Origin of the sequence: Carnobacterium sp. (assembly GCF_032094055.1) — a bacterium.
Lineage (GTDB): Bacteria > Bacillota > Bacilli > Lactobacillales > Carnobacteriaceae > Carnobacterium_A.
On sequence record NZ_DAMDAK010000044.1, the window covers coordinates 8,704 to 20,720 of the forward strand.

Genomic DNA, 12,017 nt, shown 5'->3' on the forward strand with positions numbered 1-12,017 from the left:
CGAGTAGCCAGACTTGTGTATCATATATAACCGAAGCAGCATTTGAAACAATCGAGTCCCCGCCAACAAAACCCATGGGTACATAAAATCTGTTTTCAGATGATACATTAGGGATAATAATACTATTTGTTGTAGTTAGTCTTGTTTCTCTCATTCTCCACGGTTCAGATCCTAATGTTCGTGTGCTAACATCTTTTGAAGATAATCTCGCTTTTTTTACAATTTCAATGCGTGCGCTGATCAAATCATGATTTCTTAACTTTTCATACTGACCCTTATTTAGCCACAAAGTATACCTAGGCTGATCATTTATATATTCCTCTGCCCCGTAATACTTCTTAAAGTATGGTTTAATTTCAGGATCATTCAAAATTGCATCATAATAATCTTCACTATTAAATATCAAACCTCCTCCATCAACGGCTCGGTTACCTGACACCATTTTGGGCAATCCATTCAAAACTTTTCTGGTTTCTTTAACAACTACATCATTATTACTGGTAAGGTATGGCGAAATATTGTTTACCATTCTTTTGCTTTCACCATTGTAAATATACTTTTCTCCTTGTAGATCACTAGCTAACCCAATAATGACTACAGTTACACCAGCATTGTTCTTAGCATTATTTCCCCACTTAAAGGAAGTGTATCCAAACGAAATTGTGATTTTATAATCAAAAATTTTTGGCCAGAGCATACCTACCTGCTTACCCTGTATTATAGAATTTGTCGTAACAAAAGCCAATTTCGCATTCGTGTCTCTAATATACCTTGCACCAACAATGAACCAAGCGGAAATATAATCAAGTTCGCCGGTTCGTATACCCTCTGGTGCGAAAACTTTTTTCAAATCATCCTTATGTTCTTTTTGTTGTTTATTTGCCCCTACATATGGTGGATTCCCTAGAACATATACCTCATCTTTCTCCATATTTTCGACGACTTCAATCCAGTCTATTTCCAGAGAATTGGCACATATAATGTTCCCAGCATCTTTTAACGGCAGAAGTTCCGCAATTGCCCCTGGCAAAGCCTCTTTCATTTCTTCATTCATCTGATGCTCCGCAATCCATAGTGAAAGTTTTGCAACTTCATGGGCAAAATCATCAAGTTCAATTCCATTGAAATTACCAAGATGGACTGTTGATAGTGGCAAAGTATCAGATTGTTCAATTTCTTCCATTAATAGCAAAATTTTTATTTCAAGTCTACGGATTTCTTTGTATGCTATAATCAGAAAATTTCCAGAACCACTTGCTGGATCTAAAAATTTGATTTTTGATAACCGATCAAGAAGCAACCTTAATTTATTAAGTATATCTTTCCGGTTATCCCTATAGGTCCTGCTCCTAAGATTCTTCAATTCGTTTTCTTGATGTCGAGCTTTTAGTTCATTAAAAACATCATTCAACTCATCCATGAAAAGTGGATTAATTACCTTCAAGATATTTGGCACACTCGTATAGTGCATGCCCGATACATGGCGGTCCTCGGCCGAAGCCACCGATTGGATCATTGCCCCTAAAATATCTGGATTGATTTCATTCCAGTTAAGTAGCTCCCCAGCCTCAATCAATAGCTCGCGAGAAACTTTTGTAAAAACTAAATCCACATGTGCTTCACCAAAAAGCTTGCCATTTACATAAGGAAAATCGAACAACCAATCAGACTTCTCATTTCTTTGCCCTTTTGGTACATCAAGTACTTCGAACAATTCTTTTATAACTTGATTAAAATTACTACCATCCTCTGAAGTTCGAGTTTTTAATACATTTGTGAAGGACCCTTTTTCCATTATTCCTGTATCTTCCGCAAACAGTAGAAACAGTACTCGAATTAAAAAAAGATTGAAGGCATGCTCATCCGCTGATGGATTGTCCTTGGCTATAACATCGTATAACCTTGCAAAACGCTCAGCAGCTTTTCTGTCTGCTGGATTTTCCGCCTGATAATCCGCTTTCTCAATCCCATTCCATGCAAGAAAGAAATCTGCATTTGCAGGTAACTCTTTAATGGGTATGTTCAATGTGGCACGGGTCTTAGTATCCAGAGCGGCAATCTGCGCGAAATTGTTTGCCACGATATACCGCGGTTTCGACTTTTGATCTTTGATTTTTTGTTCGATAGCATCAATGGAGACCACAACATCACTGTCGGTCTCAACATAGTAAAGTTTATTTTTTATTACGAAAGGTTCTCCTTCACCGAATTGCTTGTTAGCACGGGTGACGGATGTCTTTGGGATATCATAGAGACTAAGAAATTTTGTTATAAACTCTTCACTTTGTAGATTAGTGACGATTTTTTTTATTCCATCCTCTATCTCAGTGATATTTAATACTTTATTTTTTGCCACTTATTAATCACTACTTTCAGTTTATATAATCTGAGTTTTACACGACTTTGTACGACGATGTCATTCACGAATATTATACCATGTACCATTTATATTCATTCGAGTTTGAACGATAATTCTACTTATATAAATACCCTATTGTCGAACGATTAAGAAATCACTGTACCTAGTTGCAGCTGGACATCTTTCGTTCGCTGAACAGTATCATTCAGCTCATTACATAAACGGCTGACTATTGAGCCAATTACTTCCTGGGTAGCTTCGTCTGGCAAGTCAACTAGCATCCGCTCCAGTTGCTTATTGCTAATTACCACCATATTGCTTCCTGTCATTGTCCGCTCAATCAATTTGCGACCTAATTCACTTTTTAAAAAGCCAAATAAATAAAATGGATTAATATCATTAGAGCGAATCGCTACTAAATTTGAGCTCAAAATGATAGTTTGACCTGCTTGTTTCTTTGTTACCATTGCCATTTTCAGAATAGATCCCCGAGAGGTCATCACAATATCATCTTCATGAAGGCTAAATTTTTTGCTCTTTGCCACTAAGTTAGCACTTAGTTCCTGTGATAACTTATCAATATAGCCATCCCCTACATCAGCAACGCTTAACAAGTAGCCTCCAGGCTCACTAGTATCAGATTCCCCTATGGTATCTTTATCAAAAGGTCGCCCACGAAACACCTTCGCAACAGACATTAATTCAACCGGATTCTTGAGCTGACTTTCTAAATCGTCTAAGTATTCAATAACTGACAAATTATAAAACTTCTCTTGAACCAAGCTAGCATCAATTGCCATTGAGAATTTAGAATTTGTGTTAAGCATAGTAACAACGTTTTTCAGATTTTCTGAAGAAAAGTAGGCCTTCTTGCGGCTTTGCCCCGCGTCAAATTCATTTGAGGCATCTACCATCCGGATAGGACCGCGATAACCTTTTTTGATAATTAACAACGTATGCTGACTGCCACGCTCCAATACGATTCTTTCTGGCAACTTAATAACAGCCCATAAATCACCACTACTGAAAATTCGCATGCGCAAATTTTCATCACGAACTGAACTTAACGCACTATTGGGCATCAAAACAAATCCCATTCCCTCATCTAATAGGGTATCAATCGTTTTTACGACATAAAGCCATTCTTGTGAATATGAAGACATCTCTCGAATAACTTTAAACTCAGACATATTAGCCAATTTTGCAACAACTGCCTCGTCAAGTTCATTGTCAAAATTCGGTGTAACAAAGATCCTTTCCTGCATTGATAATGCTTTCTCAGTCAAAAAGTCACCTTCTGCGAACCGAGTTTGATTCATAGAAAGGAACTTCGCATATAGATTGGCACGTTCCGCAGCTACCTCACTCGAACACAGACCAAAATAGCTATTAATACTCGTCTGTTGAGAAGCTTCAAGCAGGAAACGACCAAGCTTAGCGTTACCATCGAATAAAGATACCGAATCAGAGTTTTCTTTTAAGATGGCTACAACCAAATTTTCGATTTCATTGTTAGACTCCGCCCTCTTTTTCATCCTGATTTCTTCTTGTAGTCGAATCACCAAACTCACTAGCTCGCTATCTGTATAGTGTCCGAAATTGCCACTCGTCAGCACCGAGCCCTCATTTTGTTCAGGAAAAATATCTTCATTTTGCGTGCTAGATGGAAACTCAAGCTTTAGCTCCATAAATTTATGAATGCCATCCACGGCATGTTGAAGTCTATTATTTTGACGTTTAATTTTTTTAATTAATAATTCTGTTTGTTTGTTTTTCATTAGATCACCTCATTATCTTTATATCGTGCGCTTCGATACTCAAATAATACGGTACAAAAATATAAAAGTCAACAAGAATATAAGATATTTTTGTACCGCATACGATACACTTAGATAAATTAACTTATATAGCGGGTTTACAGTCGAATCCAAAAGAAGATATTTTTATATTCATTCTCTATGCGAGTTCACACAAAAATACCACGAGGGCCGGCGGCGAAGCCAGGCCGGTCCTCGTGGTATTTTTGTGTGTCTTAGCTCCGTATTCTAACAGGGGGCTAACTAGAAACAGGAAAATGTCCAAAGCTACCTAAAAACTGTGACTTATCAATGTTTACTCTGTCACCAACTTAACGATGTTGTCACATTTAGTCTTTGTCAGCGAGTTCCTTTCGAAGAAGCTTTTCTTTAAATAGCTCCTCAACAAAAGGCATATATCCCTGCCCTTTAAATGGGTCTTCATCAGATTGCGCAACCTGGTAAGACATACTCTGGGCGTTGTAAACAAGAGCTGAAATCGCTAAATCGTTGGTTCGCTCGTTGAAATAGTAAAGCATAATCGGCTTTTGTTTCATCTCGTCCGGCAACTTGTCATCAAAATAATGAAGTGATTCCCCATTATTCAAAAAGATTAACAGCCGGTCCACCGATTGATCAGAAAACGTAAACGGCATGATATGCATGATTTTCGTGTCCTGATCAAAATGAAGATAGATTTGTGCTTTTGTCCCAGATTTAATCGATCCCAGGTACAGCAACATCTCTTTATCAATTAACTGATAGGAATATTCATCACTGCCATCTGGCGGCGTGATATTGTTCACCAAAAAATTGATAAAATTTTTCATTTGCGCTTCATCACTAGGTTCAACCTGCTGAGCAATTTCTTTAATCATACTCGCTAGACGAGGATCAGCCTCATTAAGCTTTTTCTCCAATAGTTCCATGATATATTGGTTCTCTTGGTCACCGTATAACAAGTATTCATTGGTTGTCTTGCCAACCTCTGCGATTTTTGCCAGCGTCTCATTCTTGGGAAGATTAATCCCTCGCTCCCAATTGTTGACACTACTTCTAGGCATATTGCCCAATAACTCACCGAACTTAGCCATACTCAATCCCAAATCTGTTCGAATTTCTTTAATGCGCTGTCCTACGGCTACCTTATTGATTTCCATCAAATCGCCACCATTCTTTACTTCGATAAACTCATTATATATTTGTACTTTCTCTGTACTTAATATAAGTACAAAAGGAGCTGATGGAATGACGGAACAACTCTGCGGCGATTATCTTCGTCAATTACGTGAAGAAAGGGGGTATACACAAAATGATTTAGCAAAATATCTTGGCGTCTCACGCTCGCTGATTTCAAAGATTGAGACTGGTAAACGGCAAGGCGATGAAGAATTGATTCAGCAGATTTTCAATCTATTCGAAGGGGATGTGCAATCAGACTGTCTTGAAGGAATTGTCGATTATTTAACCATTCACTTCTTTGACACTGATTATCAGAAGTTAATCGATCAGGTGTTGAAAATCAGCTTAAAATATATGGATTTCCACGAATCGACCATGTTGAACTATGAAGGGTATTTCAATTTTCGGACGGCCATTTATATCCGTATCTCCAAAAACCAAACCCAGGGTACCCTGTTTGAATTGAAAGGGCAAGGTTGTCGTCTCCTAGCGGGCCAACTAAAGAGCGCTGGTAAAACATGGCAAGACTTCTTTCAAAGGGTCAAAGACTATAGCGGAAACTTCACTCGCATTGATTTGGCCCTAAATGATTACGTTGGCTTACTGGATATTCCAACGCTGATTCGCAAAGTAAAACGGCTGGAATTTAAGTCTTCTTTTCGCATTGTCGATCCAAGAGAAACATTCAATGCCACAGACGGGACCTCTCGTGGCGCAACGCTCTATTTTGGTTCAGTTCGAAGTCTGAGTCATTTCTGTTTCTACCAAAAAGACTACGAACAATTCGTTAAGCGAGGAACACCGATTAAAGAAGCTGAGATTGTCAATCGGTATGAACTTCGCTACAAGGATAAAAAAGCCGATAGATTGGCAACTGAAATTCGTAACGGAACTGACTTAAACACTTTGATCATGGGCTTAATCAGTCAGTCTGTGGTTTTCTATGATCGGCCCAGAGATCAAGAAGGTGTGCAACTGGATAAGCGTTGGCAGGCTTTCATCAACGGCAAAGACAAAATCAGACTAATGCTGTTGTCCGATCCAATGGCCTTGGAGAAAACAGTTCGCTGGTTTGAAGACAGTGTGGCACCCTCTTTGAAATTGGTCAGGGAGCTGGGGGAATTTTTCAAATTTGATTTGATTGAGGCTGTCATCGAGACAGGAAAATTAAGCGAAGGAACCGAGAAATTAAAGAATCACATTTTTGAGCACTCTGAGTTTTATCAGGGGGAGTTTAATTATTACAAAAAATATTTTAGACAAAAACAAATAAAGCAAAGCACCGCTGACACTGATGTGTAAACGATACTCCGCCCTAGACAAGTTGAGTATAGCACAGATTGCAGCGGGACTCTAGCATGAAAGGAGTTCAAAAAATGCAATCAGAAATCAACACTTTCTATCCTTATCTCTTAACGCGAGAACAAGCTTCCAAGTTTTTAGGGATTGATCCCAAGTCATTTGATAAACATATCCGTCAGCACGATGATTTGGAGCGATTCATGATTGGCAAACAAGAACGCTACACGATTGATTCACTACAAAAATTTGTTAGTAGCCACTCCATTTAAAACGTTAAGGTGGTTGAAGAAGAGCCGGTATCCGCTTACAATAGAAGTGTATTCAAGAGCATCTATCAACCACCTTCAATAGAGAAAGGAATGAAGATAGATGTCCAGCATTATTAAACGCGGCAACAAATTTCGTATCCAAATTTCACTTTTCAAGAATGGCCAACATAAAAAATTGACTAAGTCTTTTGATACCAAGAAAGAAGCGAAATTATGGGCACTGGAAAATGAACTTGAGAAAGGAAATGGAAAAGAATTAGCGAAACGAACCACACCATTTGCTACCTATTTTGAAGACTGGATCAACATCATCAAGAAAAATGATGTAAAGGAATCCACTTTTCAAAATTACCAGCGCACCTCTGCTGTCGTGAAACGGCTCTTTGGTGACATCCAACTAAAAGACTTAAATGATATCGTTGTCCAAAGAAAAATTGATGAATACGCACTCCCGTAAGACGACTCATGAAATATTGTTGAAAATCAAAACGGCTTTGAGAGACGCTTATGCTCGCGGTTACTTGCCAACTGATTTTGCTAGCTTAGTAAAAACTCGTGGCAAAGAATTACCGAAGCGAAACCGGGCTTTATCCATCACCGAGTTCAAGAAGCTACGAACTTATCTCCTACAACATACCGATGATGAGTTTAACGTTTTGGTCTTATTGGCTTTGGAGACTGGCATGCGTCGTGGTGAGCTTTTGGGCATTCGTCCAGAAGATGTCTATGAACATGGCATTCATGTAGTACGATCCATTAGTCCGACTTCAGAAGACACTTCATTAAAGACGAAAAACTCCAAGCGAGATGTATCCATCAATAAGGAAATTTACGATATTCTTCAAGGAATGTCTGTTCACGAGAATGGTTACTATTTTGACCCACAAGGTTTCAATCATTCCGCCCGCTTACACCGTGTATTAAAAAAGGTGGGCATCGAGCGAACCACCTTCCACGGTCTTCGGGATACCCACGCATCTTTTCTATTTTCACAAAATATCGATCTGGCTTATGTCTCCAAACGATTGGGACATATCAATATCCAAACCACCCAAAACTACTATCTGGAATTGATGCCAGAAAAAAGACACCAACAAGATGCTGATGCCTTAAGTCTCTTAAATTCGTTGTCGGATTCGTAATTTGAACCCACCTGAACCAGAAAACCATTGAAAACGTTGATACAATAGTAAATTGATTAACGTTTTGAGAATTGAGAAGCTTTACGAGCTTTCTTAAGACCTGGTTTTTTACGTTCAACCATACGTGGGTCACGTGTTAATAGTCCTGCAGCTTTTAAAGGTGCACGGAAAGCTGGGTCTACTTGTAGTAACGCACGAGCGATACCATGACGAGTAGCGCCTGCTTGTCCAGTGTAGCCACCGCCATTTACGTTTACGTGAATGTCATAGCTTTCCAATGTTTCTGTAACTGCTAAAGGTTGTTTAACGATTACGTATAAATATGGGAAAGGCATGTATTCAGTAATGTCTTTTTTGTTCATGATGATTTTACCAGTTCCGGGTACTAAACGTACGCGAGCTGTTGAATTTTTACGACGGCCTGTGCCGGTATATTGTACTTGTGCCAAAGAATTTCCCTCCTTAAATTAAGTTTGTAATGTCTAGTACTTCAGGTTGTTGTGCTTGGTGATCATGTTCAGCACCAGCGTAAACGTGTAATTTCATGCCTTGTTTGCGTCCTAAAGTGTTCTTAGGCAACATACCTTTGACAGACATTTCAATCAATTTACGTGGTTTGTTAGCACGTAAGTCTCCAGCTGAAACTTGTTTCAATCCACCAATGTATCCAGTGTGGTGAGAGTAAATTTTGTCAGTTGCTTTTTTACCAGTTAATTTAATTTTTTCTGCATTAATAACGATCACAAAGTCACCAGTATCGATGTGGGGTGTGAAAGTTGGTTTATTTTTACCGCGTAGAATTGATGCTACTACAGTAGACAAACGTCCCATTGGGATATCAGTTGCGTCTACCACATACCATTTACGTTCTACTTCGCTAGGTTTAGCCATATAAGTTGTACGCACGTTAGTTTCCTCCATATTCTTATCTGTTTGTTTGGTGCACAATATAAGTTTCCGGGGCTCATTATGTGGGGCAAACAATACCATCTAACATAATACCGTTTTAAAAGCCAGATGTCAATCATTCTAGCAGTTTTTTTGAAACTTTATCAGCACTTTTTTCTTTTATTTAATGGATTCGTTTACCACTAAATCGTCGTTTTTCAAATCGATCACTTTTAACCAGTTGTTGTGTTTCACATAGACGGTTTTATAGACTTGTTGGTTGCCGTCTGAAAAGAGCATCACGCGTTTTCCTTGGTTATCAGTCAAAATGCGGCTTTCGTATTTTGATAAGTCCACTTTGTCTTTTGCATAAGCCAATTCTTCATATTGACTGAGGTCTGTTGCTTCTTCGGCGTTAGCTGCTTCTTCTTCACTGACCGGTGCCATATCTTCGCTGTCTTCTTCTGTATCGGCTTCTTCTGATGATACTGAGCTTTCAGATACGGCGCTTTCTGCTGAACTTTCTTGTGCCATTTCTTGACTAGATTGAACAGCTGCTTCAGAAGATTCTTCAGCAGGCGCCTCTGCTTTGTTAGTGCTGCAGCCTGCTAAGACAAATGCTGCCGCAAAAAAGATCATTGATTTTTTATACATGTTCATTCTCCTTTTCGATCGTTTTCGATCTATTGATTTATAGGTAAAAGTGTTACCGATTTATTTACTGTGCTAGTATAGCAAATTTTGTCAACTTTCTAAAATAAAACCCATTAAAATATCATCTACAAATTGATTATTCAACCAGAACTCCTCTTTCAGCGTTCCTTCAATCACGAAGCCATTCTTTTGATAAAAACGAATAGCATGTTGGTTTGTAGCTAACACACGCAATCCCAGTTTATGGATCTGTTGTTCTTTTGCTTTATTTTTTATAGCTTCCAACAATTGGGAGCCGACTCCAGTGCTTTGTGTATTTGGATCTACACCGATATCGATCATCCAGGTTCGTTGGTGGGCTGCTAAAGGTGTGGGCGTATGAAAGCCGACAAAGCCTACTACTTTATTCAACTCTTCGTTAACAGCCACTAAATGCGTACCCACAGGATGGTGTTGCCGGTAAGCTTCTGCTGAAGAATAAGTTGTGACATTCGGTGTATTGGTTTCATTCCAAATTTGATTTTCGATTGCTACTAAGTCCGGATAATCCGACCATCGGCTGGTTCGTATCACTACTGTCATCTGCTTATTCTCCTTTTGATTTTTGCACGGTTGGTTGATAAAAGCGGGTGCCTTTCGTTGCTTCTTCCACATCATAATAAACTTCGACTAAATACAAACCTTGCGGGGCAGCTGTTGGGCCTGCTTGACGACGGTCTTTGACTTCCAACAGGCGTTTCATATCATCAGCTGGTCGGCGTCCATTCGCAATTTGCAACAGTGTACCGATAAAGATCCGTACCATATTGTACAAAAAGCCGTCTCCTCTAAACGTGAAAATCAGCTCGCCTTTTTCAGGGTCTTCTACGACACTGGCTTCATAAACAGTCCGTACTTTGTCTTCGCGCCCGCTGTTTGAAGCGCAGAAACTGGAAAAATCATGCGTACCTTCAATATCTTTTAACGCCTGTTCTAAAACCGGCAAATTGATCGGGTATTGGTGGTGTTTGGTGTACAGCCGTTTAAATGGATCGGTAACAGGATTTGTGTCGACCCGGTATTGGTATTTTTTCCCGGTTGTTTGGTAGCGGGCGTGAAAATCAAAACTGACAAATTCAACTTGTTGAACGTAAATCTCATTAGTAGTCAAGCTATTCAAAGCCCGTTTCATGTTTTCAATCGGCATTCGGATCGGATAGTCAAAATGAATAACTTGCCCTAACGCATGAACACCTGAATCCGTTCGGCCTGATCCTTGTATTTTAATTTCTAGTCCTTTGGCCATGATCTTCAGTACGCGTTCAATTTCGCCTTGAACAGTTCGAGCATTAGGCTGAATTTGAAAGCCGCTAAAGTTTGTGCCATCGTATTGAATAATAATTTTATAGCGTGTAGTTTCCATTATCACTGACTCCTAATCATAAAATTTATCACTTACTGCAAAAGAAAAAAGGCTGTTTCAATTAAAGATGAATCAGCCTTTATTCTACCCTAATTTCTTAAAAAAACTAAGGCTACTGTCAATAGGGCATAACCAACGATCACAAGCGTATCGCGCATTTCCCATTTTAACAGCCGGTATTTGGTCCGTCCTTCGCCGCCTTGATAACCGCGGGCTTCCATCGCTGTTGCCAGCTCTTCAGCACGATTAAAGGAACTGACGAATAGAGGAATCAGCAACGGCACAATGGCTTTCATTTGCTGAAAAACATTTCCTTCTCCAAAGTCTACTCCTCTGGCTCGTTGGGCGTTCATGATTTTTTCGGTTTCGTTCATCAAAGTTGGAACAAACCGTAGTGCGATCGACAACATCAAAGCTATTTCGTAAACTGGTACTTTTAAAGCGATCAAAGGACGCAATAAAAATTCAATCGCATCAGTCAAGGACAACGGCATAGTCGTCAAGGTCAATAAAGTCGACATAAAAATGATCAAAACAAACCGACAGAAGATAAATACACCGTTCAACAGTCCTTCTTGAGAAACCGTAATCGGCCCTAAAGAAAAGTAGACCGTTCCGCCGCCGGTAAATAGTACTTGCAAAAGTACTGTAAATAAAATCAACCAAATCAGCGGTTTAACCCCATTGATGAAAAAGCTCAATTTGATTTTAGACAATTGAATCACAAACATCGTAAAAAGAAACAATAATGCGTAAGTTTGCCAGTTATTGGCTAAAAAGATAATTCCGATAAAATACATACTGCCTAACAACTTTGCTCTGGGGTCCAGCCGGTGGATCCAAGAATCTCCCGGAATGTACCGGCCGAAAATCAATTTATCCATCATTTGTCTTCACCTGCTTTGGTTTCTGATGTAACAGGCCCTTTATCTGCCGTTACAGCCTTCACTTGCGCAGCAATGGCATCAGCTAGTTCATTGGTCGTTAAATACAACCGATCCGCTGGCAGGCCTAATTTCGCGT

At 39.3% G+C, this 12,017-nt stretch carries 10 protein-coding genes and 2 pseudogenes; 3 read left to right on the forward strand and 9 right to left on the reverse strand.

The window, feature by feature from the left end:
• From RT405_RS08045 to RT405_RS08055, 3 genes and pseudogenes are all read right to left on the reverse strand, one after another.
• Positions 1 to 2,356: pseudogene (locus RT405_RS08045) on the reverse strand (class I SAM-dependent DNA methyltransferase); the annotation flags it as partial.
• Between the two features lie 149 nt (positions 2,357 to 2,505).
• On the reverse strand, positions 2,506 to 4,137 hold the full coding sequence (locus RT405_RS08050; RefSeq protein WP_313469011.1) for an N-6 DNA methylase: 1,632 nt from the start codon (positions 4,135 to 4,137) through the stop codon (positions 2,506 to 2,508).
• Positions 4,138 to 4,505: 368 nt separating this feature from the next.
• Positions 4,506 to 5,315, reverse strand: coding sequence for a helix-turn-helix transcriptional regulator (locus RT405_RS08055; RefSeq protein ID WP_313469012.1), 810 nt, complete (start codon positions 5,313 to 5,315; stop codon positions 4,506 to 4,508).
• Between the two features lie 88 nt (positions 5,316 to 5,403).
• Between RT405_RS08055 and RT405_RS08060 the strand changes: the two genes are divergently transcribed.
• The 3 genes and pseudogenes from RT405_RS08060 to RT405_RS08070 all read left to right on the forward strand — a co-directional run bounded on the left by RT405_RS08060 (position 5,404) and on the right by RT405_RS08070 (position 8,050).
• A complete protein-coding gene (locus tag RT405_RS08060; RefSeq protein WP_313469013.1) occupies positions 5,404 to 6,639 on the forward strand; it encodes a replication initiation factor domain-containing protein in 1,236 nt (411 codons plus the stop codon).
• Between the two features lie 74 nt (positions 6,640 to 6,713).
• Positions 6,714 to 6,908, forward strand: coding sequence for a DNA-binding protein (locus RT405_RS08065; RefSeq protein WP_313469020.1), 195 nt, complete (start codon positions 6,714 to 6,716; stop codon positions 6,906 to 6,908).
• Positions 6,909 to 7,008: 100 nt separating this feature from the next.
• A pseudogene (locus tag RT405_RS08070) lies at positions 7,009 to 8,050 on the forward strand (tyrosine-type recombinase/integrase).
• Positions 8,051 to 8,106: 56 nt separating this feature from the next.
• Here the strand turns inward: RT405_RS08070 and rpsI are convergent.
• The 6 genes from rpsI to RT405_RS08100 all read right to left on the reverse strand — a co-directional run bounded on the left by rpsI (position 8,107) and on the right by RT405_RS08100 (position 11,881).
• Positions 8,107 to 8,499: a 30S ribosomal protein S9 gene (rpsI, locus tag RT405_RS08075; protein WP_035031189.1), complete on the reverse strand. Its 393-nt coding sequence runs from the start codon at positions 8,497 to 8,499 to the stop codon at positions 8,107 to 8,109.
• Between the two features lie 13 nt (positions 8,500 to 8,512).
• Complete coding sequence (gene rplM / locus RT405_RS08080; RefSeq protein WP_313469014.1) at positions 8,513 to 8,956, reverse strand: 50S ribosomal protein L13; 444 nt, start codon at positions 8,954 to 8,956, stop codon at positions 8,513 to 8,515.
• A gap of 162 nt (positions 8,957 to 9,118) precedes the next feature.
• Complete coding sequence (locus tag RT405_RS08085; protein WP_313469015.1) at positions 9,119 to 9,592, reverse strand: hypothetical protein; 474 nt, start codon at positions 9,590 to 9,592, stop codon at positions 9,119 to 9,121.
• 90 nt (positions 9,593 to 9,682) lie between these two features.
• Entirely contained in the window at positions 9,683 to 10,174 is a 492-nt protein-coding gene (locus RT405_RS08090) for a GNAT family N-acetyltransferase (RefSeq protein ID WP_313469016.1), read from the reverse strand.
• A 4-nt stretch (positions 10,175 to 10,178) separates the two neighbouring features.
• The gene (gene truA, locus RT405_RS08095; RefSeq protein ID WP_313469017.1) at positions 10,179 to 10,994 is read right to left on the reverse strand and encodes a tRNA pseudouridine(38-40) synthase TruA; all 816 of its coding nucleotides are present in this window, start codon (positions 10,992 to 10,994) and stop codon (positions 10,179 to 10,181) included.
• 89 nt (positions 10,995 to 11,083) lie between these two features.
• Entirely contained in the window at positions 11,084 to 11,881 is a 798-nt protein-coding gene (locus RT405_RS08100) for an energy-coupling factor transporter transmembrane protein EcfT (RefSeq protein ID WP_313469018.1), read from the reverse strand.
• Positions 11,882 to 12,017: the final 136 nt, after the last annotated feature.

Bases quoted from the DNA above. Each gene is read 5' to 3' on its own strand.
- RT405_RS08050 (WP_313469011.1), bottom strand. From the start codon at position 4,137: ATGAAAAACAAACAAACAGAATTATTAATTAAAAAAATTAAACGTCAA.
- RT405_RS08055 (WP_313469012.1), bottom strand. From the start codon at position 5,315: ATGGAAATCAATAAGGTAGCCGTAGGACAGCGCATTAAAGAAATTCGA.
- RT405_RS08060 (WP_313469013.1), top strand. From the start codon at position 5,404: ATGACGGAACAACTCTGCGGCGATTATCTTCGTCAATTACGTGAAGAA.
- RT405_RS08065 (WP_313469020.1), top strand. From the start codon at position 6,714: ATGCAATCAGAAATCAACACTTTCTATCCTTATCTCTTAACGCGAGAA.
- RT405_RS08085 (WP_313469015.1), bottom strand. From the start codon at position 9,592: ATGTATAAAAAATCAATGATCTTTTTTGCGGCAGCATTTGTCTTAGCA.
- RT405_RS08090 (WP_313469016.1), bottom strand. From the start codon at position 10,174: ATGACAGTAGTGATACGAACCAGCCGATGGTCGGATTATCCGGACTTA.
- truA (WP_313469017.1), bottom strand. From the start codon at position 10,994: ATGGAAACTACACGCTATAAAATTATTATTCAATACGATGGCACAAAC.
- RT405_RS08100 (WP_313469018.1), bottom strand. From the start codon at position 11,881: ATGATGGATAAATTGATTTTCGGCCGGTACATTCCGGGAGATTCTTGG.